General features: G+C 58.1%; 23 protein-coding genes and 4 tRNA genes. 12 read left to right on the top strand and 15 right to left on the bottom strand.

The window, feature by feature from the left end:
- Positions 1-154: 154 nt before the first annotated feature.
- Positions 155-1,081 carry a hypothetical protein gene (locus tag C7H09_RS20050; protein WP_206074362.1) on the top strand — a complete coding sequence of 309 codons (927 nt, stop codon included), beginning with the start codon at positions 155-157 and terminating at the stop codon, positions 1,079-1,081.
- A gap of 6 nt (positions 1,082-1,087) precedes the next feature.
- On the opposite strand, the gene C7H09_RS18625 is transcribed toward C7H09_RS20050, so the two are convergent.
- On the bottom strand, positions 1,088-1,855 hold the full coding sequence (locus tag C7H09_RS18625; protein ID WP_106765561.1) for a hypothetical protein: 768 nt from the start codon (positions 1,853-1,855) through the stop codon (positions 1,088-1,090).
- A gap of 173 nt (positions 1,856-2,028) precedes the next feature.
- Here C7H09_RS18625 and C7H09_RS18630 point away from each other — a divergent pair, with 173 nt between their 5' ends.
- Entirely contained in the window at positions 2,029-2,391 is a 363-nt protein-coding gene (locus tag C7H09_RS18630) for a thiol-disulfide oxidoreductase DCC family protein (RefSeq protein WP_106765562.1), read from the top strand.
- Between the two features lie 38 nt (positions 2,392-2,429).
- Positions 2,430-4,628 carry a mechanosensitive ion channel domain-containing protein gene (locus C7H09_RS18635; protein ID WP_106765563.1) on the top strand — a complete coding sequence of 733 codons (2,199 nt, stop codon included), beginning with the start codon at positions 2,430-2,432 and terminating at the stop codon, positions 4,626-4,628.
- A gap of 127 nt (positions 4,629-4,755) precedes the next feature.
- Here C7H09_RS18635 and C7H09_RS18640 read toward each other — a convergent pair whose 3' ends face one another.
- Both C7H09_RS18640 and C7H09_RS18645 read right to left on the bottom strand, forming a co-directional pair.
- The gene (locus C7H09_RS18640; protein ID WP_106765564.1) at positions 4,756-5,268 is read right to left on the bottom strand and encodes a shikimate kinase; all 513 of its coding nucleotides are present in this window, start codon (positions 5,266-5,268) and stop codon (positions 4,756-4,758) included.
- 328 nt (positions 5,269-5,596) lie between these two features.
- Positions 5,597-5,673, bottom strand: a tRNA-Met gene (locus C7H09_RS18645).
- Between the two features lie 411 nt (positions 5,674-6,084).
- Here C7H09_RS18645 and C7H09_RS18650 point away from each other — a divergent pair.
- The gene (locus tag C7H09_RS18650; RefSeq protein WP_106765565.1) at positions 6,085-7,491 is read left to right on the top strand and encodes a 3-oxoacyl-ACP reductase; all 1,407 of its coding nucleotides are present in this window, start codon (positions 6,085-6,087) and stop codon (positions 7,489-7,491) included.
- Between the two features lie 140 nt (positions 7,492-7,631).
- Here the strand turns inward: C7H09_RS18650 and C7H09_RS18655 are convergent.
- From C7H09_RS18655 to C7H09_RS18675, 5 genes are all read right to left on the bottom strand, one after another.
- Positions 7,632-7,707, bottom strand: a tRNA-Val gene (locus C7H09_RS18655).
- Positions 7,708-7,716: 9 nt separating this feature from the next.
- Positions 7,717-7,793, bottom strand: a tRNA-Asp gene (locus C7H09_RS18660).
- A 40-nt stretch (positions 7,794-7,833) separates the two neighbouring features.
- Positions 7,834-7,909 (bottom strand) — tRNA-Val (locus C7H09_RS18665).
- Positions 7,910-8,137: 228 nt separating this feature from the next.
- Positions 8,138-9,004, bottom strand: a complete 867-nt coding sequence (locus tag C7H09_RS18670; protein ID WP_106765566.1) for a DUF2846 domain-containing protein — start codon at positions 9,002-9,004, stop codon at positions 8,138-8,140.
- Positions 9,005-9,119: 115 nt separating this feature from the next.
- Positions 9,120-10,070, bottom strand: a complete 951-nt coding sequence (locus C7H09_RS18675; protein ID WP_106765567.1) for a coiled-coil domain-containing protein — start codon at positions 10,068-10,070, stop codon at positions 9,120-9,122.
- A gap of 197 nt (positions 10,071-10,267) precedes the next feature.
- On the opposite strand from C7H09_RS18675, the gene purE reads away from it, so the two are divergent.
- The 6 genes from purE (at position 10,268) to C7H09_RS18705 (ending at position 17,536) form a co-directional block, all read left to right on the top strand.
- On the top strand, positions 10,268-10,759 hold the full coding sequence (purE, locus tag C7H09_RS18680) for a 5-(carboxyamino)imidazole ribonucleotide mutase (protein ID WP_106765568.1): 492 nt from the start codon (positions 10,268-10,270) through the stop codon (positions 10,757-10,759).
- A 72-nt stretch (positions 10,760-10,831) separates the two neighbouring features.
- Positions 10,832-11,950 carry a 5-(carboxyamino)imidazole ribonucleotide synthase gene (locus C7H09_RS18685; RefSeq protein ID WP_106765569.1) on the top strand — a complete coding sequence of 373 codons (1,119 nt, stop codon included), beginning with the start codon at positions 10,832-10,834 and terminating at the stop codon, positions 11,948-11,950.
- 74 nt (positions 11,951-12,024) lie between these two features.
- Complete coding sequence (gene sodB, locus C7H09_RS18690) at positions 12,025-12,603, top strand: superoxide dismutase [Fe] (RefSeq protein ID WP_106765570.1); 579 nt, start codon at positions 12,025-12,027, stop codon at positions 12,601-12,603.
- 254 nt (positions 12,604-12,857) lie between these two features.
- Positions 12,858-14,918, top strand: a complete 2,061-nt coding sequence (locus C7H09_RS18695) for a putative bifunctional diguanylate cyclase/phosphodiesterase (protein WP_106765571.1) — start codon at positions 12,858-12,860, stop codon at positions 14,916-14,918.
- 22 nt (positions 14,919-14,940) lie between these two features.
- On the top strand, positions 14,941-15,528 hold the full coding sequence (locus C7H09_RS18700; RefSeq protein WP_106765572.1) for a LemA family protein: 588 nt from the start codon (positions 14,941-14,943) through the stop codon (positions 15,526-15,528).
- Between the two features lie 10 nt (positions 15,529-15,538).
- Positions 15,539-17,536 carry a M48 family metallopeptidase gene (locus C7H09_RS18705; RefSeq protein WP_106765573.1) on the top strand — a complete coding sequence of 666 codons (1,998 nt, stop codon included), beginning with the start codon at positions 15,539-15,541 and terminating at the stop codon, positions 17,534-17,536.
- A gap of 67 nt (positions 17,537-17,603) precedes the next feature.
- Here C7H09_RS18705 and gspD read toward each other — a convergent pair whose 3' ends face one another.
- From gspD to C7H09_RS18735, 6 genes are all read right to left on the bottom strand, one after another.
- A complete protein-coding gene (gene gspD / locus C7H09_RS18710; protein WP_106765574.1) occupies positions 17,604-19,556 on the bottom strand; it encodes a type II secretion system secretin GspD in 1,953 nt (650 codons plus the stop codon).
- 32 nt (positions 19,557-19,588) lie between these two features.
- Positions 19,589-20,437, bottom strand: a complete 849-nt coding sequence (locus C7H09_RS18715; protein WP_106765575.1) for a type II secretion system protein N — start codon at positions 20,435-20,437, stop codon at positions 19,589-19,591.
- A gap of 2 nt (positions 20,438-20,439) precedes the next feature.
- Positions 20,440-21,231: a type II secretion system protein N gene (gene gspN / locus C7H09_RS18720; protein WP_106765576.1), complete on the bottom strand. Its 792-nt coding sequence runs from the start codon at positions 21,229-21,231 to the stop codon at positions 20,440-20,442.
- 167 nt (positions 21,232-21,398) lie between these two features.
- Positions 21,399-23,048, bottom strand: a complete 1,650-nt coding sequence (gene groL / locus C7H09_RS18725; protein WP_106765577.1) for a chaperonin GroEL — start codon at positions 23,046-23,048, stop codon at positions 21,399-21,401.
- A 74-nt stretch (positions 23,049-23,122) separates the two neighbouring features.
- Positions 23,123-23,410, bottom strand: a complete 288-nt coding sequence (gene groES, locus C7H09_RS18730) for a co-chaperone GroES (protein ID WP_106765578.1) — start codon at positions 23,408-23,410, stop codon at positions 23,123-23,125.
- A gap of 194 nt (positions 23,411-23,604) precedes the next feature.
- Positions 23,605-24,153 (bottom strand): FxsA family protein, encoded by a 549-nt coding sequence (locus C7H09_RS18735; protein ID WP_106765579.1) that lies wholly within the window; start codon positions 24,151-24,153, stop codon positions 23,605-23,607.
- A 168-nt stretch (positions 24,154-24,321) separates the two neighbouring features.
- Here C7H09_RS18735 and C7H09_RS18740 point away from each other — a divergent pair, with 168 nt between their 5' ends.
- On the top strand, positions 24,322-25,083 hold the full coding sequence (locus tag C7H09_RS18740; protein ID WP_106765580.1) for an SDR family oxidoreductase: 762 nt from the start codon (positions 24,322-24,324) through the stop codon (positions 25,081-25,083).
- A gap of 23 nt (positions 25,084-25,106) precedes the next feature.
- Positions 25,107-25,430, top strand: coding sequence for an MGMT family protein (locus C7H09_RS18745; protein ID WP_106765581.1), 324 nt, complete (start codon positions 25,107-25,109; stop codon positions 25,428-25,430).
- Between the two features lie 42 nt (positions 25,431-25,472).
- Here C7H09_RS18745 and C7H09_RS18750 read toward each other — a convergent pair whose 3' ends face one another.
- Positions 25,473-26,987, bottom strand: a complete 1,515-nt coding sequence (locus C7H09_RS18750) for a fumarate hydratase (RefSeq protein WP_106765582.1) — start codon at positions 26,985-26,987, stop codon at positions 25,473-25,475.
- Positions 26,988-26,996: the final 9 nt, after the last annotated feature.

Below are 26,996 nucleotides of genomic sequence, written 5' to 3' on the forward strand. Positions count from 1 at the left end.
ACAGAAAGGCGATGCTTGCATCTGCCCCCCAAACTTGATGCAAATCTGACTTTTTACCTAAGACACATTACAATATTGTCAGGGTTCGAAAAGGAGAGCCCGGGCGAGCACTGAAGCAGGTGCTGTTTTTATGGAAGAAACAGGAGAGAGCAACATGTTATTCAACCAATCCGGCGCATGGTGCGCCAAAGCAGGCACAGCTATTGCCTTTTCCCTTCTGCTGGGGCTGACCGGCTGCGGTGGCGGCGGTGGTGGCGGCGGCGGTGACACCGGCGGCGATACCGGGGGCGGCGGTGGTGGCAGCGTTGGCTTTAACGAAGGCGCGGCGACCATTAGCTCCAATGAAGATGCCAAACTGGGTGCAGAGGCGGCTACTCAGTCGGCCCGGCAGGCGATTGCTGAGGAAGCTACACCAGACTCACCGTTTGGGGTGGCGATTCAGGTGAAGCCACAGGAGTGGCTGGTGAATCATTCGCTGGAACTGGTGGATTCCGCACTGGCGCCTACGGGTGCTGTTATGAATGTCGCCGGGGATTGTGGTGGCAATGCGCGGGTGAACTACACCAATAACCAGTTCGACAACTACAGTGTTGTTTACGACAACTACTGTACGGGTTCCGGTGAGTACCGCTCTGTCATCAATGGCACGTTCGATTTCTTCGGCTATGACAACGTCGAATCCGGCGGTGAGTGGGGCTACACCTTCGACTACACGGTTACCTACAGAGGCGAAACCACCTCAACAAAAGGCACCTACCGCTGTAATGGTGATTTCCTGAACTGCACCTACACCAGCGATTACGTTGGCACCAACGGCAGAACCTACCGCACGTCTAACGTTGATGTTGATGACAACTTCGATGGCAGCTACGACGTAAGCGCACGGGTTTACGACGGCGACCGCGGCTACATCGACTACCAGGCCACGGACCTGTTGCTGTGCGAAGGCGGCTATGGCTTCCAGTCTGGCAGCATTGTGGTAACAGACAGTTCCGGCGGCAACGTGTTGCGGGTGGACTTCGCGGACTGTAACTCGTTCACCGTTACCTACAACGGTGTATCGGAAACCTACAACTACTAACCCGAATCAGAACCGATATCGGGCACTTATACCGGTCAGCCAGCTTTGGCTGGCCGGTTCTTCGATTGACAACTGGCCTGCCGGCCGGTTTACGGTTAACGGATTACTCCTGCCAAACTGCCAGTACCGGCTGAACAGCGATATTTCAAACGCGGCAGCCTGCACAGAAACCTCCAGTGCTCCACCCGGCTTCGAACCCAGCCGCAGAGAGGGCTCACCTGCGGAAAGCTCCTTCAGGTTAACCACAACGTTGCCCTCAAAACTGTAACCGGCCAACGCCCTGGCGCATCCGCGTTCGAAAACCCAAAAGCCCAGGGAATGACAGGCCGAAACCCCGGCACCCACCTGATACCACTGGTACACCTCTTCCAGGCCTCTTACATTGCCGGTCGGTAGAATGTGGCGCTGCCACTGCCGGTAACCTGCCTGCAGCACCGGGGTAAAATCCCAGTGGTTGTGCCGGAGCGCGGGCAACTCCAGTTCCGCATCAACAAAACTCAAGACTGTATCTGTGCGGGTTTGCAAGGGCCGCCCGCTCTGAGTCATGCCCCGGTAGCGCACGTCTTCTGCATAGCGGGTTCCTGTTAAACGAACCCGGATGCCACGTGACAACTCATAACCCAACGAAAGCTGAAGGCCTGGCAAGGTGCCCCGCTCTGTATTCAGCGTTCGCCCGCCCGTGGCGCGCTCTTCATAGTGGAAGTAGGCCGCTGTGGCTCCGGCACTTGCTTGCCATTGGGCGAGCGCTGGGCTGGCACCCAGGGTAACAAGCATCAATGAGGCGCCTGCCCAACGCCTTCCGGCTAACCACTCTCTTTTGTACAGATGTTTAAACGAGGCCTTGACCATGTAAGCTCCAACTTACGGAAGCGAATCCATCCATAAGATAAACCAGAAGAAAAATGCTAGTGTAACGGAAATCGCTTTCGTGAGACCGAGGGTTCGCCATGGCAACAACACACACTGAACTCATTGTGTTCTACGACGGAGACTGCGCCACCTGTATCAAGGATCGCCGCTGGTATGAAAAGCTGGCGGGCAAAACCGGCGATTCGGTGCAATGGCTCGATATTACCGGCCGGGATGAAGAGCTTCGCCAACAGGGCGTGGATCCGCTGGAGGCTCTGCAGGAGCTGCACGTGAAGGACAGCCAGGGCATTATCCACCGTGAGATGGACGCCTATATTCTATTGATGGGCCGGGTGCCACTGCTGAAGCCTCTGGCCTGGCTGATCAGCCTGCCGGTTATCCGGCCGGCGCTGGCGAAGATGTACCATAGCTGGGTGGAGCGTCGGCTGGCGAAACGTTAAGGCCCAACACACCGAAAACCGTTCAATGAGGTAAACACTTGAGGCTAACGGCGCTCCTATTCGCCCTGTTTTTCCTGTTCTCCGGCCAGGCCGCGCTGGCGCAGCCCATTTCACTCCCGGGCATTCCCGGTTTCAACAAACAGGCCGAAGAAAAACAAGCCTCACCGGAAGACCTGCAAGCCTCCCTGGAAGTTACTATAGAGGCTCTGGAGAATGACCAGCAGCGCGAGGCTCTGGTTCAACAACTTCGGGCAATTCAACAGGGGCTGGAAGCCGAAGCCACCGAAAAGACCAGCCAGGTGTCAGAAGCCGAAGGGCTGCTGGGCGCCCTTGCGGTTTTCTTCGACGACACCGAAAGCCAGGACGGCTCGCCCCCTGGCCACCTGGCGATCTGGAAAACCCATTTTCAGAATGCCTACATTGCCGCCAAACAGTTGCTGGCCAGTGCGTCTTTGCGGGTGCTGGCGGAAACCGCTGCCGGGCTGGCGGTCTGGCTGGCGGCCCTGTGGGGGCTAACCCGGGTGGCACGGATGTATTTTGTGTGGCGCGACTGGCCCCTGCAAATGCCCAGAAACCCGCGCCCCTGGCTGCTGGCAGCGCACTTTCTGCGCCGCACCCTGCCCTGGCTGCTCACCTTTTTTGGCCTGCTGGCGGGACTGCCGGGCTTCGGGATGTCTGAAGGTGCGCAAACCACCGTGCTGATTCTGGCCTACACCGGGCTCAGTGCGCGGGTGTTAACGTCGTTGTTCGATGTGATGATTTCCACTTTTTCCAACGGCCACCGGTTAACCGCCGTATTGATTCTGCGCCGTCGGATGCTGATGCCGCTGTTTATTATTGGCGTTCTGTTCGCCCTGGAAGATTCTCTGGGCACCACCGAACTAACGGATCAGCTGGGCGGAGAACTGGCCAGCGCCCTGGCTCTGGTATTCAGTGTGGTTGCGGCACTGTTGAGCTTCTATCTGATTGTGCGCAACCGGCGCCCGGTTACCCACCTGATTCGCAACCGGCCCTACAGCCAGCGCCAGGACCAGGGTGTGTGGCGCGAAGTAGTCGCCCTGCTGGCCCGGCTCTGGCATATTCCCATGCTGGTGGCCATCAGTGCCTCGGTGGTGGCGGTGTTTATCAATGGCGGCGAGGCCGATGCGGCACTGGGTAAAGCCATGGTCTGCGCCCTGCTGCTGGCTTTGACCCTGGCCCTGCAAGGCCTGATCGGCATTCAGGAAAACCGGCCCAAACACCAGGGGTTGAGCACCTTCAGCCGCCGGCTGGTGCGCTTTGGCTACAACCTGATCCAGACAGCTGCCTGGCTGCTGTTTTTTGAGCTCACCCTGCAGGTTTGGGGATTGTCGCTGTTTGGTGTGGCGGGCAAACCCTCGGTCAGTAAAGGGGTTGCGGGTAGCGTGCTGGGGCTGGTGGTGATTCTGCTGGTGGCCAAACTTACCTGGATTTTCGTGGATGAACTGCTGGAACGGGCCATGGGCCGCGGCGACCGCAACAAACGCATCAACGCCGCCCGGGCCCAGACCATACTGCCCATCGCCCGCAACACCCTGCTGATCACCATTCTGATCATCGCCACTCTGGTGAGCTTGTCCACCCTGGGGGTAGATGTTACCCCGCTGCTTGCCGGTGCCGGTATTATTGGCCTGGCGGTGGGTTTTGGTGCCCAGACCCTGGTGCAGGATTTGATCACCGGGCTGTTCATTGTGGTGGAAGATTCCATGTCGGTGGGCGACTTCGTGCAAATCAACGGTTTCATGGGTACGGTGGAAGGCTTCAACCTTCGCACCGTGCGCCTGCGAGACCTTGAAGGCGTGGTACACCACATCACCTTCAGTAAGATCAGTTCCATTCACAATATGTCGCGCCAGTTCGGCATCGCCCTGATCAAAATCCGCATCCCCCGGGAACTGCCGATTGATGATGCCATCCTGCTGATGAACGAAACCGCCGACGACCTACGCACGCAGCCGGATATGCGCTGGCTGATCTGGTCGCCTCTGGAAATGCAGGGCATCCACGCCTTTGAAGAGGGTTGCCCGGTGCTAAGAATGCGCATGCGCACCAAGCCCGAATACCAGTGGGATGTCTCTCGCGCCTTCAATCTGCTGCTGAAACGCAAGATGGAAGAGCGCTATATAGATGTTGCCGCGCCAAGGATCAGTGTGCAGATGGAGGGTGAAGGTGGTACTGGCTCTGCATACCTGGAGCGGCGTGGGGAGAATGGTGGCTGACCCTTGCGGCCCAAAGGGGTCTGACCCTTGCGGTCTGACCCCACAAGGCACCAGCGTTTAACCTTGGCGATGTGGGGTCTGACAGCGAGTGTCAGCCCCCTGTAGTTAGCGAGTGCCAAAGCCCCGGTTAAACCAGGTGGCTGACTCCGTCAATCACGGCCTGGCATACTTCGTCCTGGCTAAGGCCCTGCCCCTGCACCGTGACATCGGCATAGCGTCGGTAAAGTGCCAGGCGCTCTGTAAACAAGTCCTCCAGCGACTGGCCCGGGCGCCGTGATATACCTCTAAGGCTGTAGTCACCGATTCGCTGACGCACCACGGATAAGGGAATGTCGAGGAACACCACAAGACCGCCGTGCTTAAGGTGCTGCATGGCAACATCGCTGTAGACGGCGCTGCCGCCGGTGCTGATCACCTGGCTCTGCAGGTTCAAAGCGCATAACACCGCTTCTTCAATTTTGCGAAGTGCCAGATAGCCATCCTGATCGACAATATCCTGCAGAGTCCGGCCAGTTTGTTGCTGGATCTCCAGGTCTGTATCCACGAACCCGAGCCCAAGACGCTTGGCCACCAGCACGCCAACGGTACTTTTGCCACTGCCGGGCATACCGATAAATACCAGGTTTTTGTGCCCCTTCATGGCTGTCTTGCCTCCGCAGAGCGGCAGGCGGCTGCGGTGAAAGCCAACAGAATACCTGCGGCTGTGCCGGTGGCAATCGGTGAAATCAGGCTTAACGGCAGCAAGGGGCGAAAAAGGCCCGGTAGCCGTGCAGGCATGGAAAGGCTCCTGAATCGGTTTTAGAGGCGGCATGATAAAGGAGTCTGTTGCTGCTGTGCCAGTGACAGCATTCCAAAAAGGGGTCTGACAGCGAGTGTCAGACCCCGTAGGTAGCTGGGGTCTGACCCCGTCGATAGCGGATTAAAACGAAAAAAGGCAGATCAGTAACCTGATCTGCCTTTTTCTTTTTTGGTAGCGGGAGCAGGATTCGAACCTACGACCTTCGGGTTATGAGCCCGACGAGCTACCAGACTGCTCCATCCCGCATCAAACTGTCTGTTGACCGGCTGTCTCGATCAACGTGGCGCGCATATTATAGGGCCGGGGGGCCGCTGTCAAAGGCGTTTTCGGATATTACCTAAATCTTTTCAGGCCAGGTGGCGGGGTTGCATACCATTCCGGTCTGCAAGACGGCCTTTTTCATCCATAGACCATAGACCGGCTTTCCAGCGAACTGGCGGGGCTGACACCAGGAGTCTGCGTGGTAGAAATCTTGCCAAGCGAGAGCGTTTCATTTTGAAACCATTTTAGCGATGATTTGAGGCCAAAGTGGGGCGCTCACCGTGGTGCGGCGTTCTGCCACGCAGACTCCTGGCTGCGTTCAGTCAATACAATGGCTGGAACTTTCTTTACCCTTTAGAATTATTTGCAAGCAAACCCACCGACAAGGAAGCTCCCATGTCTGACGTCTACTTCAAGCTCGTGAACACACCGGTGGGAAAAACCGCCGCACAGTCTCTGGGCCTGCCCTCACCCGCGCCTTTGAAGCGCCTGAAGCGGGTTGATCAGCCGTTTGTTGAGGGCAATGTGCTAATAGGTGCAGGCGCCAACGCCCGGGCCGCTGCGGTGCTGGGGCGGATTCTCGGAGCCAGCCCGGCGGCGCTATACCACGCCACCGGTGTGGACAGCCTGTCGGAGTCGGCGGGCAGCGGCAACAAAGCCCGCCCTTTTGATCTTGCCGGCAACAGTGACACACGGTTCAGCGCCCTGGTCTTCGACGCCTCCGGTTTGCAAAAACCGGAGCAGCTACGGGCAGTGTACGATTTTTTCCACCCCAGCATCCGAAAACTGACGGCCAATGGCCGGGTTGTGGTTATCGGCCAGGATCCGCACACCTGCCGAAAGGCACCACAGGCCGCGGCGCAGCGTGCCCTTGAGGGCTTTGTTCGCGCCGTCGCCAAGGAAACCGGCAAGAAAGGAAGTACCGCCAACCTGCTTTGGATTGCTCCCAATGCCGAAAGCCAGCTGGAATCATCGGTGCGGTTTTTTCTGTCTCCGCGTTCGGCCTATGTGTCCGGGCAGGCCGTTCGTATTGGCAAGGCTGGCGACGCCCCGGCCACCAATCCGGTCGCTCCTCTTGCCGGAAAGGTCGCTCTGGTTACGGGTGCGTCCCGGGGCATTGGCGCCGCCATCGTACAAACTCTGGCAAGAGATGGCGCCAGCATCATTGGCGTGGATCTTCCCGCTGCACTTCAGGAGCTGAAAGCGGTGACCGCCCCGCTCAAAGGCAAGGCGCTGGCCTGCGACATCAGCGACACCAAGGCACCACAACTGATTGCAGACTTTATTGCGAAAGAATCCGGTGGCGTAGATCTGGTGATTCACAACGCCGGCATTACCCGCGACAAAACGCTGGGCAAGATGCCGGAACATTTCTGGGACACGACCATCGCCGTGAATCTTACGGCCGGGCAATTGATTGACGACGAACTGAAGCAACGGGAATTGATTCGGGATAACGGGCGGATTGTCTGCATCTCATCCATCAGCGGCATTGCCGGCAACTTCGGACAAACCAACTACGCCTGCGCTAAAAGCGGTGTGATCGGCTATGTTGAAGCCATGGCCCGGCAGCTGAAAAACGGCATTACCATCAACGCCGTTGCCCCGGGCTTTATTGAAACCGATATGACGGCGGCTATGCCCTTTACCGTTCGCGAGGCGGGCAGGCGCATGAACAGCCTGTCTCAGGGAGGCTTGCCTGTAGACGTTGCCGAAGCTATTGCCTGGTACTGTAACCCGGCATCCGCCGGAGTGAACGGCAACATTGTTCGGGTGTGTGGCCAGTCGTTGCTCGGCAAATAAAGAGGGCGTTCCGCGTCACCATCTATCGTTTGGCAAACGGGCTATGGTTTGGCAACCGGGCTAATGGTGTCGTGCCGGGCAGGCACTTTATCGGAGACGAAAAAAAAGCAGACCTTGTGAGTCTGCTTTTTTTCGCGATCTGGTGGGTGGTACTGGGATCGAACCAGTGACCCTCGCCTTGTAAGGGCGATGCTCTCCCAGCTGAGCTAACCACCCGGGAAAAGTTGGCGGAGCGGACGGGACTCGAACCCGCGACCCCCGGCGTGACAGGCCGGTATTCTAACCAACTGAACTACCGCTCCGCATCAATCCGGCATTGCCGAATCTAACGCTGCTTTAAAATGGTGGGTGGTACTGGGATCGAACCAGTGACCCTCGCCTTGTAAGGGCGATGCTCTCCCAGCTGAGCTAACCACCCACTTCGTCGCCTTACTGTTCTTCAGGCTTAAAGCAGTCACTTGTTGGCGTATGTTGCCTGCTGATTCAGCGTTGCTGTCTCAACCAAGTGAGACGCGCATTCTAAGGATTTCACTCACGGTGTCAATTGTTTTCAGGGATTTTTTTAAAGTTTTTTTCAAAAACTCTAAAAGCGGACATTTAATAACCAAAATCAGACGTTAGCCGCCAAACCGGTGGTTTGTAAACGTCAGAAAATCCACCAGCCACCACCCTCGGCCGCTTCTTTTCGTGCGCGTTCGTCCTGTAACTGCGCATACTCGATGTCCAGCGCTTCCAGCTTGCGATCTGTCTCCAGCGCCACCGTTGGCCCACCACCGAATGGCCAGTACCAGGAAGGCTCTTCATAGAGCCCTTCTTCTTTCAACGCCAGAATCTCAGTTTCACGCTGCTGCTCCAGCGCCGCCCTGCGCCGCTCATAGTCATCGTCCTGATTCACCTCCACAATAGAGGTGGCAGCGTGGTTGGGCGCCAGCAAGTCGCTATTCAGGAACAAGGTCGAAACAATTTCGCCCTCCTGCATCGCGTAGGCACGGCTCACCAGCTGCAAATCTCCGGACGCCAGCGGATGCCCGGGATCAAGTTCCGGGTTTTCACGGGATGGCCCGGCCAGCTCGTTGTACCGCAGGTAATAGATTTTTCCGGGCTCCACCGTCAGCGTGGCATCGGCAATCAGGCTCAGGCTGAACGAGTTCAGGCCTTCCAGCCCAAGTAACGGGCGCCGCATGGCAATATGGCGCTCGCCCGGGCTCACTTCCAGCCAGGTAAAGCTGTTATTGCGGATATTGAAGTAGTGGGAGTCGTCGATGTAAACGCTGGGCGCCTCGATCTCGTCGGCCGCCCATTGTGAGTGGGTGCGGTAAAAATACAGCAGGGCGTTTTGCTGATCCCACTCATCGGCACCGATGTGAACAAAATCATGGCCGGAGACCGGATGCAGGAAGGCTCCAACACTCTTCCCTATCGACTGATAGATCGTACAGCCGGAAACCAGGGCAACACAGGCCAACATCACCGGAAAGCGCATAAAACGAACGAAAGGCACGCGGATTTTCATTGTTATTCACTCTTCATCCCTTATCGAGTCGCAAAGATCATAACAATTGCCCTGCTCAAGAACTGAGAGCTACCGCAAGGGATGAATACAAACCGTTACATTCACCCCTGAAACATCACTGCGCTGCGCTGCGGGATCGCAACTGGTTTACCTCTTCCGACAGCCGGACTAACCGGGATGTCAGCTGAGCGCGGGATGCATCGATCGATTCAACCGTGCGCGCCAGCTCCCCTACCCGCTTGCGCAACGAAGCCAGTTCGCCCGCTCCGGCCGCCTGCCGGGCGCTGCCTTCCAGCGCCGCCAAACGCGCCTCCAAACCCTGGCTCCCCAGCCTTTGCTCCTGCTCAAAACGGCGTATCCGGTTTTCAACCACTTTATCTACATCACCGATTTGCCGGGTTAGCGTTGTTATCTGGCCGACGGCCTCGCGGTTGGCCTGCTCCAGAGCTGCTACCGAGGCTCCGAGCTTTTCATCAAGCTGCGCTATATCGGCAGACAGCGACGAGCGAAGCTGTTCCAGACTTGTGGTCAGATCCGCCAATGACTTGCCAGCAGCCGCCAGCCGTTCATCCAGGCCCGACAATGCCTGCGCCTGCTCTTCCAGCTGCTTTCGGTTTCGTTCGTTGGCCACAACCCACAGTTTACGAATTTCACTGTTGGCAACACTTACCTCTTTGGCGTTAGCGGCAATTTTTTCCTCAAGCGTTGCACCACGTTCCTGCAGCGACTCTCCGGTTTCAGAAAGCTCGCCCTCAAAACGCGCCAGCGCCAGCTTACTTTGCCTGGCCCAGTAATCCGCCTCTTCCAGCTGGCTCTCCAGCGCGGCAATGCGCTGGCTTTGCCCGTACCAGCCAGCTCCCGCCGCACCACCCACCGCAATCAAGGCAAGCCAGATCAGCGCCCGGCCACCGCCGCTGCGCCTGGTTTCTCTGGCCTGGCCGGCTGACTTCCGGGCCGCGCCGCCGGTATTCGGCCGTTCCGCATTGCGCTTCGGGCCGGTTGCTCCGGTAGCACCGGTAGGCCTCTCGGCTCTCAATTCATCGTTATCCGGGCGGATAGGTTCCATTACAGCTCCTGAAAATGGACGTTCAAGCAGATAATTATGGATAATACCTGCAGTTAATGAACGGTTAAAATGACCGCTTTTCAACAAAGCCCGCTCTGCGGGGTTGCGGGGAGCCCTGCCAGCGCCCGCCCGTATTGCATGGTACCGGCCCAGACCCTACAATGGCGCGCTTTCCAATTAACACAGGACTGTTGCTTATGCAGCCGCTTGTTGGACTCATCATGGGCTCGAAATCTGACTGGCCCACCATGGAACACGCCGCCGATATGCTCGATAAACTCGGTGTGCCCTACGAAACCCGGGTTGTCTCTGCCCACCGCACGCCAGACTTGCTTTTCGACTACGCCAAATCAGCCGCCGACCGTGGCCTGAAGGTGATCATCGGCGGTGCTGGCGGTGCTGCGCATCTGCCGGGAATGGTGGCCTCTCAAACACCGCTGCCGGTTCTAGGCGTGCCGGTGCAGTCGAAAGCGCTGAACGGCCTGGATTCCCTGCTGTCTATCGCACAGATGCCAGGCGGTATCGCCGTGGGCACCCTGGCCATTGGCAAGGCGGGCGCCACCAACGCAGGTTTGCTGGCGGCGCAGATTGTCGGCACTTTCGATGACAAGGTTCGCAAGGCCGTGGAAGAGTTCCGACAAAGCCAGACCCAGACAGTGCTGGACAATCCTGACCCCAGGGTTCCGTAAACCCGCAAACCACACGGGAGCAGCGTTTGCCGTGCTGCTCCGGACAACCAAGCCAGACACAGGAGAACCCGAATGCGGATTGGTGTACTCGGAGCCGGACAACTCGGGCGCATGCTCGCCCTCGCCGGTTACCCCCTCGCCAAAGAATTCGTCTTCTACGACCTCTCCGGCAGCCCGAGCGTGGGCCTGGGCGAAGTGATTGTGGATCGCGACGGAAGCTACCTTGAAGACTTTCTGTCGCGGGTTGATCGTGTTACTTATGAATTCGAACACCTTCCGGTGGAAGTGGCAGAAAAACTGGCACAGCACAAGCCGGTACACCCCTGCCCGAGAGCCCTGCAGGTTTGCCAGAACCGGGAAGCGGAAAAAACCCTGTTCGGTCAGCTGGGCATTCCCACCGCCGAGTGGCGCATAGCCGACAGCGCCAAAAGCCTGAAGGCAGCCGCCGAAGAGCTTGGCTGCCCGGTTGTGGCCAAGTCCAACACCGAAGGTTACGACGGCAAGGGCCAGGCGGTATTGAAAGACCCGGCCGAGGCAGAACAGGCCTGGGCGTCTATTGGCCACCCCCGTTTAATTGTAGAGAAGTTTGTAAATTTCAAACGGGAAGTTTCGATTATCGCCGTGCGAGGCGAAGACGGCCATGTTGCCTTCTACCCGATGGCCGAAAACACCCATCATGAAGGCATTCTGCGCTACTCCATTGCACCTGCACCAGGGCTTGCACCCGATGTTCAGAAGGAGGCCGAGACACACATCAAGGCGCTGCTCAACGAACTGAATTATGTCGGCGTTCTTACCCTTGAGCTGTTTGAAACCGAAGGTAGCCTGGTGGCCAATGAAATGGCGCCCCGGGTGCATAATTCGGGGCACTGGAGCATTGAAGGTGCCATGACCAGCCAGTTCGAGAATCACATCCGGGCGGTCAGTGGCCATGCGCTTGGCAGCACGGAAGCCCGGGGCGTCAGCTGCATGATTAACATCATCGGCGAGCATGGTGACATTGAACGTATCCTGGAACTGCCGTACGCTCATGTTCACCTTTACAACAAAGGCGAACGCCGGGGCCGCAAACTCGGGCATATCAATATCCTGGCAGACAGCTACGAAGAGCTGGTCTGGCGGGTGCGCAACTGCGTTCAATTCCTGCCCGGCAGCCCTGAGTTTACAAGCTCGTTAACGACAAGGGGTTGATTTAACTCAAAGCGACCTTATATTGCGAGAGTATCAATCCACATAAACAGAGAGAACAAAGGGAGAACGACCTCATGGCATTTGAACTTCCCGCACTGCCGTACGAAAAAAACGCACTGGAGCCGCACATTTCCCAGGAAACCCTGGAATATCACTACGGCAAACACCACCAGACCTACGTAACCAAGCTGAACGGCCTGGTTGACGGCACCGATAACGCCGGCAAGTCTCTGGAAGACATCATCAAGAGCGCCAGCGGCCCGCTGTTCAACAACGCCGCCCAGGTGTGGAACCACACCTTCTACTGGCACTGCCTGAGCCCGAACGGCGGTGGCGAGCCGACCGGCGCAGCCAAAGAAGCCATTGAAAAGGCCTTCGGCTCTTTCGATGCCTTCAAAAAAGAATTCAACGACAAGGCCGCCAACAACTTCGGTTCCGGCTGGACCTGGCTGGTGAAAAAAGCGGACGGCACGGTTGCCATCGCCAACACCAGCAATGCAGAAACGCCGCTGACCGGCGCCGACAAACCGGTTCTGACCGTCGACGTATGGGAGCATGCCTACTACATCGACTACCGGAACAGCCGCCCGAACTACCTGGAGGCTTTCTGGAACCTGGTCAACTGGGATTTCGTGAACGAAAACCTGGCCTGATCCGGCACCCGAGCATGTGGCCTGAGGCCATATGATTAAAAAAAACGCCCGCCCGGCCCGCCGCGTGGGCGTTTTTGTATCTGAATAACCGGCTCTTGCAACAAACCGAAACAGAGCGACCGATGAATCTGTGTAGGATTGAGTCATACTGAATGACTCTGTAAACAATCTGTCCCATACTACGGGATGCCAGGCACGCGCCCTTTTCGCTGCGGGCCGCAGTATCAGTCAACGCGATGAGCCGATTTCAACGAATGCCTAATGCTTTCAATGTAGATAATCGCCTCGGTTACCGGATTCTCCGGTGGGTACTGCTGATTGCGTTGATCAGCGGCACACTGGTGAGCACCGTACAGGTTGTGCTCGATGCCCGCCGGGTATCGAATAATCTTGAGCGTGAGGCGGCCCAAGCCATCGCCATGGTGCAGGACTCAGCCACCCAGGCAGTCTTCAGCCTGGACAGCATTCTCGGCCAGCAGGTAGTGGATGGCCTGTTCGCACTGGAACCCATCAACGAAGCCGTTATCAGTCACGCCGATGGCGAAGCACTCGCCAGCAGATCCCGGCCACTGACCCGGCAACCGTTAAGGGCTGTTACCGATCTGATTTTTCAAGAGACCAGAAGCTTTCAGGCAAGCCTTAACAGCAGTCTGAATCCGGAAATTGTCTACGGCCACCTCTATCTTCAGTACGATACCGCCTCGCTGGCCAGCAGCTGGCTGACCCGCGCCATGGTCACGTTTGGCTCGGGAATTGCGCTGGCGATGATTCTTGGCGCGGTGTTGTTTTTCGTGTTTCACCTGCTACTGACCCGGCCTTTGTTAAAAATCGTACGGTCGGTCAAGAAAGTCGACCCGGAGCATCCGGACGACCGCTTGGTCAGCCTGCCTGCAGGGCATCACAACGATGAACTGGGGCTTTGGGTGAACGCCACCAACAATCTGCTGGTAGCCATTGCCGAGAGCCAGCAGAAGCACAGGGAAGCTGAAGACAGAGCCCATCACCTGGCCCGCTACGACCAGCTAACCGGCCTGCCCGGCCGCGACGCCTTTATGGAGGAGTTGCAAGAGGCGATTCTGGTGGCGCAGAGCCAAAAAACCTCCCTGGCCCTGATTGTCTGCGGAATCGACGATTTCAAATCCGTCAACGAGCAATGCGGCTTCCGTACCGGCGACACCTTTCTGAAAACGGTAGCCGCCCGGCTTGCATCCAATCTGTCGCCTGCCCGGTTCCGGATCGCCAGGCTGGCCGGAGATCAGTTCGTTATTCTGGAAAAATCTGTGCGTGATGGCTTTCAGGCCGCCGAAACCGCCGAAAAAATTCTGGCCACAGTGAACACGCCCATTTCCGCCGGCAACCACCGGGTTTCGATGACAGCTACCCTGGGCGTGGCGCTTTATCCATCCGACGCCGACCAGGCCGACCGCTTTTTGCAGAGCGCCGAGCAAACCATGGCTCTGGCCAAGCAGTCTGGCCAGAACCATTTCCAGTTCTATGTGGCGAGCATCGACCGGCAGATCCGTGAGCGCCGGCAAATGGAAAAAGACCTGAGCCAGGCGTTGTCCCGGCATGAGTTTCATCTGGTATACCAGCCCCAGATCAGCCTGGAGACACGGCGGGTGGTGGGAGCCGAGGCCCTGCTGCGCTGGCAGCATTCCGAACACGGGCTGATCCCACCGGATATTTTCATTCCGGTGGCCGAGGCCAGTGGTGCCATCGTTCCCATTGGCCAATGGGTACTGGAGCAAGCCTGCTGGCAAGCCGCCACTTGGGCACGGGAAGGCATGCCTCTGCGAGTAGCGGTAAACCTTTCAGCTGTGCAGCTGCGCCAGGAATCCATTGTCGATGACGTCCTCGACACGCTGAAACGCCACAAGATACCGGCGGGCCGTCTTGAGCTGGAAGTAACAGAAACCAGTTTCATGACCAACCTGACAGACGCCGTTGGCAAGCTGCATCGCCTGCATCGGGCGGGCATCAGCATTGCGGTAGACGATTTTGGTACCGGCTATTCGTCGCTGACCTATCTCAAAAAGATGCCGGTGCAGCACCTCAAGATTGACAAGCAGTTCATCCAGGACCTGCTGATTAATGAGGAAGACACCCGGATTGCCAACACCATTATTGATCTTGGCCGCAGCCTCAACCTGACCGTCGTGGCTGAAGGCGTAGAGACACCTGAACAGGAATATTACTTGAGCCAGCGGGGCTGCAAGGTAGCCCAGGGCTATCTGTTCTCGAAACCCCTGCTGCCAAGGGATTTTGAGACATTCGTACAGACCTTCCACGCCCAGATCGTGGAAAATAACAGCTAACGTTCAGCCCTGAGGAGTCATCATGACAACCACGGTCATCGGTCTTGCAGTCATTGCAGTTGTCGTACTGTATCTGGTGTTTATCTATAACCAGCTGGTCTCCCTCAGAAACCAGTTCAAGAACGGCTTTGCCCAGATTGATGTGCAACTGCAGCGCAGGCACGACCTGATCCCAAACCTTGTGGAATCTGCCAAAGCCTATCTGGAGCACGAAAAATCCACGCTGACACAGGTAATGGAAGCCCGCAACAACGCTGTCAGCGCCCAGAAAGACGCCTCCCGGGACCCTGGTGACAGCACCAAAATCCAACGGCTGGGTAGCGCCGAGAATCTTCTGACCAAAGCCCTCGCAAACTTCTATGCCGTAGCCGAAAACTATCCGGAACTGAAAGCGAACGAGACCATCCAGCAGGTGATGGAAGAACTCTCCAGCACAGAAAACCGCGTCGCTTTTGCCCGCCAGGCCTACAACGACGGCGTGATGAACTACAACATCTTCCGCGAGAAATTCCCCAACAATGTGATTGCCGGTATGTTTGCCTTCAAGGAAACGGCCCAGCTCCAGCTTGAGTCACCGGAAGCCCGCCAGGCACCGAAAGTCAGCTTCTGAGGACTGACCCATGGCAAGCGGTAGCTTCTTCCAGCGCCAGGCCAGTGCCAGGCGCAATACCGGCCTGCTGATCGTTCTGTTTCTGACAGCGGTGTCGCTGATCACCCTGGCGGTTTGCCTGGTGGGCTACCTGGTTACCCGCAGCCAGACCTCTGCCCTGCCCTTTCACGAATGGCTACTGTCCAGCCACGGGCTGATGACCGCCGGTGCGGTTGTGGCGCTGGTTGGCACAGGCTCTCTGGTCCGCTGGGCAGACCTTGCCCGAGGCGGCACCCGGGTTGCCAAAATGGTGGGTGCCCGCCCGATAGACCCGGATACCCGGGACCCCGAGGAACGCAAGCTGCGCAATATTGTCGAGGAAATGGCCATTGCCAGCGGCGTGCCTGTTCCAGACCTGTACGTGATGGAGCAGGAATCCAGCATCAATGCCTTTGTTGCCGGGTACACACCGGGCGAGGCGGTGATGGTTGTTACCCACGGGGCTCTCACCCAGCTCACCCGCGATGAACTTCAGGGTGTGGTTGGCCATGAGTTCAGCCACATTCTCAATGGCGATATGCGCATTAACGTGCGCCTGATCGCTCTGTTGGCGGGTATTCTGATGATTGGCCAAGTCGGCCAGTTTCTACTTCAGTCCGGTTTTTCCCGTCGCCGCTACCGCAGCAGCAAAGATGACCGGGCGCAGGTGGCACTGGGGCTGGTTGGGCTGGCGCTGCTGATTATCGGCTATGTTGGCGTGTTTTTCGGGCGGTTGATTCAGGCGGCGGTTTCGCGGCAGCGGGAGATGCTGGCCGATGCGTCATCGGTGCAATTTACCCGGAACCCCGAGGGCATCGGTGGCGCTCTGTTCAAGATCGGGCTCAAGGGCGGCTATCTGGATACCACCGGCCACGCCAGCGATATGAACCATATGTGTTTTGGCGAGGCGGCGCGAATGAAGTTCAGTTCGCTGCTGGCCTCTCACCCACCGGTTAACGAAAGAATCAATGCGATACAGCCGGGCCTACTGGCACGATTGCGCAGCCGGGTTCGTGATACCCAGCCGTCATCGACCATTCGCCAGGCCCCTGCAGGGGACAAGGCCATGCCCCTTGGAGACCTGGTCAACCAGTTTGTAGAACCTGCCAAAGGTACCGCAGGCGGGCGTTCTTCGCCCATCGCCCGCTCTGTGGCCAGCGAGCCGAGAGTCACAGCAGAAACGCTGTCCAGCCGCGTGGGCACGGTGACGGCACAAGGCGAGCAGTTTGCCAGTGACCTGCTGGGCCGATTGCCTGCTACGTTCCGGGGGCTACTGTATACCCGGGCTGGCGCTATTCAGCTTTGCTATGGTCTGCTGGTCTATCAACTCACCGCCGCTGAGCAGGAAAAGACCCTGGCGCTGGTAGCCAGCCACCCGGTACTTGGCGCCCAGGCCGATCTGCTTGATAAGCTGCTGCCTACCCTGTCGCAACTGGGGGAGCCGGCAAGATTTCCGGTTCTCGAGCTTGCTATGCCTGCGCTCAGGAAGCTGGATCCTGAAGAGCGCCAGGGGTTGATCGACAATGTTGAGAAACTTGCGGCCGCAGACCGGCGAATCAGCCTGTTTGAACTGGCGCTCACTACCTTTCTCTGGCGCCACCTGGGTGCCGGTGCCGGGCAGAATGTGCCGGTGAAATACCGGAGTTACCGGCAGGTTGTCCCGGCCATTCAGCTGTTGCTGAGTTTGTTCGCACGGGCAGGTAGCCGGGACCCGCAGGAGGCATTAAAGCTTTATCAGGAAGCGATGTCTGGTTTTGCGAACAAGGCCGACCTCTCCTCGATGCCGCACAAGGTTTCCATGCAGAAACTGAAAAGCGCGCTGCAGCTTCTGAGCCGCCTGTCACCGCTACTCAAGCCCGCCATTATCGACGCCTGTGGCCATTGCGTAAGCCACGATGGCCAGGTAGATACCAAAGAGTACGAACTGATGCGCCTGGTGGCAGACCAACTGGACTGCCCGATGCCGCCGCTGTCGGGCTGTGGGGTCTGACAGCAAGTGTCAGACCCCGTCGATAGCGAGCGCCAGACCCCGTCTCAGGCATTGGCTGCAAAGGGGGTTACTGGCGGCGGCCTTCGAATAGCATGTCTACGCTGGGGCTGGTTTCTTCGGCTGGCAGGCCGAGCTTTTCACGAACTTTGAGGTTTACTTCCCACAGGCGGTTGAATTTCTCTTTGGTTGCTACCGCAGCGTCGGCTTTGCCCAGCATGATGGTGGGGCGCAGGAATACCAGCAGGTTCCGTTTTACGCGGGTTTCAGACTCTGAAGAAAACAGGCGCCCGAGCAGGGGTATGTCGCCCAGCAGCGGTACTTTGCTCTTGCTTACCTGGTAGTCGTCTTTGATCAGGCCGCCCAGTACCACGGTTTCGCCATCATCGGCCAGAACCGTGGTTTTGATCTCACGCTTGTTGGTGATCAGGTCCGACGCATTGGCTACGGCGGTGGTGGAAATGTCTTCGGTGGTCTGCTCCACCACCAGGCGCACCAGTCCGTCGGCACTGATGGTCGGCGTTACCTTCAAAGACAGGCCCACATCGCGGCGCTCGATGGTGGTGAACGGGTTGGTGGTGCCGTCACCGGTCACCGTTGCCTGGCCGGTGCGGAACGGTACGTTCTGGCCTACGATAATCTCGGATTCCTGGTTATCCAGAGTAATAATGCTGGGAGTCGACAACAGGTTGGCCGCGGCCGAAGACGACAGCGCCTGAATCAACAAGCCCCAGGTAACGCCGTTCTCATTGCGCTCACCCACACCGGCCGTGATGCCGCCCGCCAGCTGCGGCAGGGTATCCCCTACCAGGGCTGAAATAACCGAGTTCAGGCCAACCATGCCCTGGCCACTGGTCAGGTTGGTGCCAATCACGGGGAATGAACCGGAGGACTCATCGCCGGCAGCAACCTGCACGCCAAGCTGGTCACCAAGCTCATCGCTGATTTCAACAATGGCCGCCTCGATCATCACCTGGGCACGGCGAACATCCAGTTGGCTTACAATCAGCTCGGCTTCCTGCATCAGCGAGGGATCGCCCCGGACAACCAGGGCATTAAGCCCCTCATCGGCAAACACTGAAAAATTACTGTTGGGGTTACCGGCAACGCCGCCCCCAGCCTTGGCCCCTGCACCGCTCTCCTTCACAACTTCGCCCATCACCCCTTTGAGAATTTCCGACAGGGACTTGGCATCGGCATGCTTCAGACGAATGACTTTGGTAGTGCCGCCACTGGCAGAGGGCTGATCCAGCTTGCGGATAAGGCCCCGCATCTTGTCCCGGAAGCTCTGATCACCCCGGAGAATCAGCCGGTTACTGCGCTCATCAGCGGTAACGCTGTATTTGCGGGCCGCGTTATTGTCACCTGCACGACCAAGCTCTTCCGGCGCCAACTCCTGCAACAGGGTTACCATGTCGCCAACCCAAGCCTCGTCGAGCTGAATAACTTCCACCTCGTATTTGGAGGGGCTGTCCAGTTCGCGGACAATCTGCTCTATACGGGCCACGTTGGATGCGTGATCACTGACAATCAGGGCATTGGCCGCCGCCACGCCCGCCAGGTGGCCATACTTGGCCACCAGCGGCCGTAGAATAGGCACCAACTCCAGAGCATTGGCGTTGTTGATCTGGATAACGCGGGTAATCAGCTGCTCAGAAGGTGTGGTCGGAAACCGGTCGAGGCTTTCTGCCGACTGTTTGGCATCCACCTGCTGCACAATCTTGATGACTTCTTCACCGGGAATGGCGGTAAAACCATGCACGTTGAGCACGGCCAGAAACAGATCATAGATTTCGTGCTTGTTCATCGGCGCACTGGACAGCACCGTTACCTTGCCCTTGACCCTGGGATCCACCACAAAGCTGTATCCGGTAATGTCGGCCACCTGGGTAACAAAGGCCCGGATGTCTGCATCCTTCAGGTTCAGCCGCCAGGTTTCCTCCTGAGCCTGCACCGCAGACATTAATGGCAACAGCAGTACCAGCAGAAGGGCGCGGTAAAGATTGATCTTGTGATTATACATCTGGCGATATCGTCCTGTTATTGAGCTCTCGGTCAGCGCCACTGCTCGGGTATGGCATAACTGACGGTCAGCAGAGTTCCGTCACGTTCAATTTCTATGTCTAGCCGGGGCTGATTGCGCCAACTGTCCAGCAGGCCTTTGTCCTGCTCCAGGTTCCCCAGACGCTGGCCGTTCAGTGCCGTGATCACGTCTCCCGGGCGCAGATTCACCGCGTTCAGCATGGGGCTGGAGCCGTCGTAAACATAACCGTTCTGATCGTCAGTCGGCTTTAGCCCATACGCTGCAAGCGCAGCGGCTCCCTGGTTTTCCAGCTGTTGCCTGGCATTTTCAAGGTAGGCATCCGGTGACCCAGCCGGTGGTATGCTCTCTTGCGCAACCACGCCCTCAAAGCTGGCCGCCTCTTCGAACGTGAGGGATTCGTAACGCCCGCCCCTTCGCAGCAAAACCCGACCGGCCTCCACTTCTGCCAGCTCTGCATCCCCCGGCAGACTGTCTCCCACCCGGTAATACTCGGTTTCACCGTTACTCCCGGCAACTATAGCACCAGAGTCTTCCGGCCGCTGTCCTACCAATACGCCCTCAAGCCTCAAACGCAGGCCGGTTTCCGGCGCTGAACGGCGAACCACCTCGGCAACACCACCCTGAGTGTCTGGCCTGCCAAAAAACTCGTAGCCGGCAATCGGTGCAGCAGACACGGCACCGGATCGGCCCGGATCGGCTGCCGCCGACTGATAGATACGGGGCACCGGGCGCTCGTCCCAGGCCAATAGCCAGGTTATCCGGGCAAGCTCGGCCGCCAGATAAAGCACCAGCGCGATCAGCAGGAGGTTCGCCAATACCTTTGACAGGCGACTTTGAGCGGCCACTGAAAGCCCTGCCATAGTCAGCGCCCTCCCGGCAGCAACGGCTGCCGGACCCGAAATACAACATCACCGGGCTGCGCAGAATCCGACCAGGGTTGCCCGGCCAGATCCACCATGCGTTTGTATACCCGAAGTTCCATCATGCCGTTCCACAGAATGTTGGCATCGGCTGCGGGGCCATCGCCGCCCTGCTCGGAGACCGACAAGGCAACGCCGCCACCGGTGGTTTCAAGGTTCGCCTGCATGGGCGGAAACCGGGCCTGGCCGGTCTGATTGCCCATAGGCCAGCTCACCTGCCCACCATCCCAGCGGCCAAAACCATCGGCCTGCTGCAACTGACCATCGGCAACCGCCACCTCAATGCGATCAATAGCAACGGTGCCTTCGATCATGGCGCCACCGCTCTGGCGAATCAGCGGCTCGAATTCTGCAACGGTGACCAGCCCTTTCGCCTGCAGACGAACTCGATCCGGCCAGCCCACCGAGGCCTGGCCATCAACCCGGGATTCAGCCGAGGTGACCGAAAATTCAATCGGCAGATTCAGCGACGACACCGAAGGCCAGCCCATCTGCCATTGCAGCCGAACCGGAAACCCCGCCACCATGGCGCCCGCTGCACCACGCCACAACCGACCAGAAACCTGTTGAATCCGCACCTGCGGTAGCAGCTGCACATGCCCGGAGGCCTGTTGCCAGAGCCAGCCCGCAGGCACCAGGGCAAGCAGGGTCACGCCATAAACCAGTAGCCCAAGCAGCAACAGCAAAATCACTTTGCCTGGGCCGAAAAAAGGTTTGTTGCGAGACTCAGTCATTATGAAGGGCACATTGAGAAAACCGGTAGCCGAGTCTAACAAAGCCTTGGGCCAAGTTCATGACAAAAAAACAGAAAACCCCGCGCCAGTGTGAACCAGCGCGGGGTTTTCAAGGGTCGATCGGGCCAGATTCCGACAACCGGATTCTGGCGGAGATCAGGTTGGCATTACATCATGCCACCCATGCCTCCCATACCGCCCATTCCACCCATGTCTGGCATACCGCCAGCTTTCTCGTCGTCCGGCTCGTCTGCAACCATCGCCTCGGTGGTGATGATCAGAGACGCCACAGAGGCGGCCGCCTGCAGGGAAGAACGGGTGACCTTGGCAGGATCCAGGATACCCATTTCCAGCATATCGCCGTACTGCTCAGTGGCTGCGTTGAAGCCGAAAGAACCTTCGCCTTCGCGAACCTTGGCAACGACAACGGAGGACTCGCCACCGGCGTTGGCCACGATCTGACGCAGCGGAGCTTCCATGGCGCGGCGCAGAATGTTCACACCGGCTACCTGCTCGTCGTTGATGGCATCTACGTTATCCAGGGCCGCTAGAGCGCGGATCAGAGTAACGCCGCCACCCGGTACAATGCCCTCTTCAACCGCGGCGCGGGTAGAGTGCAGCGCATCTTCAACGCGGGCCTTCTTCTCTTTCATTTCCACTTCAGAACCGGCACCAACCTTGATAACGGCAACGCCGCCAGCCAGCTTGGCCACACGCTCCTGCAGCTTCTCTTTATCGTAGTCAGACGTGCTGTCTTCGATCTGCTTGCGAACCTGCTCAACACGGGCTTCGATATCCGCCTGCGCACCGGCACCATCAATAATGGTGGTGTTTTCCTTGGTTACGTTCACACGCTTGGCTGTACCCAGGTCGTCCAGAGTGGTGTTCTCCAGAGTCAGGCCAACCTCTTCGGAAATCACAGTACCGCCGGTCAGAATGGCGATGTCCTGCAGCATTTCCTTACGACGATCACCAAAGCCAGGCGCTTTTACAGCGTTAACCTTGACGATGCCGCGCATGTTGTTCACAACCAGCGTGGCCAGAGCTTCGCCTTCGATATCTTCAGCGATGATCTGCAGCGGCTTGCCGGCTTTCGCTACGGCTTCCAGCACCGGCAGCAGTTCGCGGATGTTGGAGATCTTCTTGTCTACCAGCAGGATGAACGGATCGTCCAACTCTGCAGACATGTTGTCTTGATTGTTGATGAAGTACGGGCTCAGGTAGCCGCGGTCGAACTGCATACCTTCAACCACTTCCAGCTCGTCTTCCAGGCCACGACCTTCCTCTACGGTGATCACGCCTTCCTGACCAACACGCTCCATGGCGTCGGCAATCAGCTTGCCAATGGTCTCGTCGCCGTTGGCAGAAATAGTACCAACCTGAGCGATGTTGCGGCTGTCGTCGCAGGGCTTGGCCATTTCACGAATCGCCTTGACGGCTTCGGCTGTTGCCTTGTCGATGCCGCGCTTCAGATCCATCGGGTTCATGCCAGCAGTAACGGCCTTGATGCCCTCGTTTACGATGGACTGAGCCAGAACGGTTGCGGTGGTGGTACCATCACCGGCGGTTTCGTTGGCCTGGGAAGCAACTTCCTTAACCATCTGCGCGCCCATGTTCTCGAACTTGTCTTTCAGCTCGATTTCCTTGGCCACGGATACACCGTCTTTGGTTACGGTGGGAGCGCCGAAGGACTTCTCCAGAACCACGTTACGACCTTTCGGGCCCAGGGTTACCTTGACTGCGTCGGCCAGGATGTTAACGCCTGTCACCATGCGCTTGCGGGCGCTGTCACCAAATTTAACGTCTTTTGCTGCCATGTCTTTTATTCCTGTTCGTTAAACCGAAAATTGAATCCATCGGGTTAATGAGCGTTCGTGTTTACCGCCTGGGATCACTCGAGCACGCCGTAGATGTCGCTTTCGCTCATGATGAGCAGCTCTTCACCGTCGATCTTTACGGTGTTACCGGCGTACTGGCCGAAAACCACGGTGTCACCAACCTTGACGGCCAGCGCACGGGTTTCGCCATTCTCGAGAATGCGACCGTTACCGACCGCCAGAACCTCGCCCTGAGACGGCTTCTCTTTGGCGTTGCCCGGCAGAACGATACCGCCAGCGGTCTTCTCTTCTTCTTCCTTACGGCGTACGACAACACGATCGTGTAGCGGACGAATTTTCATTGCTCGGTTTCTCCAATAGTCAGATTAATGTGGCAATGACAATTGCATGTTAAAAAATGCCTGACCCGCTCTGGGCCCGACAAATTGCCCGGCATCCAACCATCTGATAGACAGCGATTTTCAGCCAGAAGCAAATCTGTGATTCGTTAATGGGGCTGAGGAAAATCTTTTCAACACCCAGCCACGAAAAATTTTCACTTTTTTTCGTGCGTTTCGGAATCAGGGTTCGCGTTACCTATCTGGCCCCGGTCGCGGCGAGTCTGATCCTGATATTCACCCTCGATGATGTCACCGTCACCGCCTGCACCGAAGGGCCCACGAGCCCCCGGGTTACCTGGCCCGAACGGCCCTGAACCGCCAGCCCGAAAGAAAAAACTCCGGCTTTGGCCGGCCACCGTCATGCGCTTCAAGGCCTGCGCCGCCAGCCAGTGGCGCGTACCCGGCAACAGGCACAGAAAACCGAAGGTGTCGGTGATAAAACCGGGGGTCAGCAACATGGCACCACCTACCGCCAGAATTAAGCCTTCCGCCACTTCCTTCGCAGGCAGCTCACCACTGTTCAGCCGCTCGTTGGCCCGCAACAGCGTTGCCAGGCCTTGTTGACGCAACAACCAGGCACCCACGACCGCTGTCAGAAACACCAGTGCAACGGTATTGAGCACACCGATCACACTGCCCACCTGAATGAGCACCGCCAGCTCAGCGATGGGCATCACAATAAAAAGAAAGAAAAAAACCGGCATGAACGCCTCGTAGAAGTGGATGAATGTTCAACAAGCTCGGTATACTTCGCGCCGATTCAATACAACACCGAGAGAACTGCCGACAGTTCCCCGCGCCAACACCGAGCATCGGCGCGAACGGCACACAGATCATCATTCACGCCACTACGTTGTTATTAAGGGCAAACCATGAAACTTCAAGATTCTGTGATTGCAATCACCGGCGGCGGCCAGGGCCTTGGCCGCGCCATGGCCGAGTACCTGGCCGCCAAAGGCGCACGCCTGGCTCTGATCGACCTGATGGAAGACAAGCTCGCGGAAACCGCTGAAGCCTGTAAAAAGGCGGGTGGCGACGCAGGCATTTACGTGTGCAACGTGGCCAAAGAAGAAGACGTTGAGGCCACCTTCAAGAGCATCATTCAGGATTTTGGCCAGCTGAACGGCCTGGTGAACAACGCGGGCATTCTGCGTGACGGCCTGATGGTGAAGTTCAAGGATGGACAACTGCAAAAACGCATGGAGCTGAGCCAGTGGCAGTCGGTGATCGACGTCAACCTGACCGGCGTGTTCCTGTGCGGCCGTGAAGCCGCCACCCGCATGATCGAGAACGGCGACCAGGGCGTGATCATCAACATCGCCTCGATTTCCCGTGCCGGCAACATGGGCCAGAGCAACTACTCAGCAGCCAAAGCGGGCGTTTCGGCCCTGGTGCCGGTGTGGGCGAAAGAGCTGGCCAAGCATGGCATTCGTTGCATGGGCATTGCCCCGGGCTTTATCGAAACCGAAATGACCGCTTCCATGAAACCGGAAGCCCTGGAAAAGATGACCGCAGGCATCCCGCTCAAGCGCATGGGCAAGCCGGAAGAAATTGCCTCAGCCGTGGCCTTTATCTGCGAGAACGACTACCTCTCTGGCCGCATGATCGAAGTGGATGGCGCCCTGCGCCTGTAATCCGGCCAATTCCGGAGCTCTGAATGGACGAGTTCGAACAGGAACCGACAAAAGAGCAGAAAATCTGGCAGGTAGTGGCCGCCATTCCCGAGGGAAAGGTGGCCAGCTACGGCCAGGTAGCCGCTATGGCTGGCCTTGGCCGCCAGGCGCGCTTTGTTGGCCGGGCCCTGGGCAAGCTGCCATCCGGCCACAACATCCCCTGGCACCGGGTGATCCGGAGCAACGGCCAGATTGCCTTTCCCGAAGGCACCGAAACCTGCCAGCTTCAAACCGAGAAGCTGAGGCTGGAAGGGGTGGAAGTGTATAAAGGAAGGGTAAGCATGAAGGTCTTTCAGTGGCGGCCCTGAGCCGGAAGCCCGGGGCCGCACTGAGACTGCAAGTCTGACCGATTACACCGCTTTCGCCGCAATAATCTTGTCGTGCCACTCAACCGGGCCGGTCTGGTGTACGGAACTGCCGCGGGAATCCACCGCTACGGTTACCGGCATGTCTTCCACCTCGAACTCGTAGATGGCTTCCATGCCCAGCTCTTCAAAGGCTACGACTTCCGCCCCTTTGATTGCCTTGGACACCAGATAAGCAGCGCCACCCACGGCCATCAGATACACCGCGCCGTGCTTCTTGATGGCGTCGATGGCCACCTGGCCCCGCTCGGCTTTGCCGATCATGCCAGTCAAACCGGTTTTTTCCAGCATGGTGTCGGTGAACTTGTCCATACGGGTGGCGGTAGTGGGGCCAGCGGGGCCAACCACTTCTTCACCTACCGGATCCACCGGGCCCACGTAATAAATGAAGCGGCCTTTCAGATCCACCGGCAGCTCTTCGCCGCGCTCGATCATATCCACCATCTTCTTGTGGGCCGCATCACGGCCGGTCAGCATCTTGCCGGACAGCAGAACGGTCTCGCCCGGCTGCCAGTCTTTCACGTCTTCCGGCGTGACCGTGTCGAGGTTTACCCGGCGCACGTTCTCACCCACTTCCCAGGTGATTTCCGGCCAGTCTTCCAGGCTCGGCGGCGTTTGCAGCGACGGGCCAGTGCCGTCGAGCGTGAAGTGTGCGTGGCGGGTAGCCGCGCAGTTCGGAATAATCGCCACCGGCTTGTTGGCCGCGTGGGTGGGGTAATCCTTCACTTTCACGTCCAGCACTGTGGTCAGGCCACCCAGGCCCTGGGCACCAATCCCCAGTTCGTTCACCTTCTCGAACAGCTCCAGGCGCAGCTCTTCCGCACGGTTAGAGGCACCACGGGCCTGCAGATCGTGGATGTCGATGGGATCGAGCAGTGATTCCTTGGCCAGCTCCATCGCTTTCTCCGCGGTACCACCAATACCAATGCCCAGCATGCCCGGCGGGCACCAGCCCGCGCCCATTTGCGGCACCATCTTCAGCACCCAGTCCACCACAGAGTCGGACGGGTTCAGCATGGCAAACTTGGATTTGGCCTCGGAACCGCCGCCTTTTGCCGCCACGTGAACTTCCACGGTATTACCCGGCACCATCTTGTAATGAATAATGGCGGGTGTGTTGTCCTTGGTGTTCTGGCGCTTACCGTCCGGGTCGGCCAGTACCGAGGCCCGCAGCACGTTGTCTGCATGGGTGTAGGCCCGGCGCACACCTTCGTTGATCACGTCGTCCAGCGGCTGATCGCATTCGAACTTCACATCCATCCCGATGTTCACGAATACCGTAACAATGCCGGTGTCCTGACAGATCGGCCGGTGCCCCTGGGCACACATGCGCGAGTTGATCAAAATCTGCGCCATGGCGTCTTTGGCCGCCTGGGACTCTTCCCGCTGATAGGCCTGGTAAACAGCCTGAATAAAATCCTTCGGGTGGTAGTAGGAAATAAACTGCAGCGCATCGGCTACGCTTTCGATCAGGTCTTCCTGGCGGATTACGGTGGTCATTATCGCCTC

This window comes from Marinobacter fuscus (assembly GCF_003007675.1).
Classification (GTDB): domain Bacteria; phylum Pseudomonadota; class Gammaproteobacteria; order Pseudomonadales; family Oleiphilaceae; genus Marinobacter; species Marinobacter fuscus.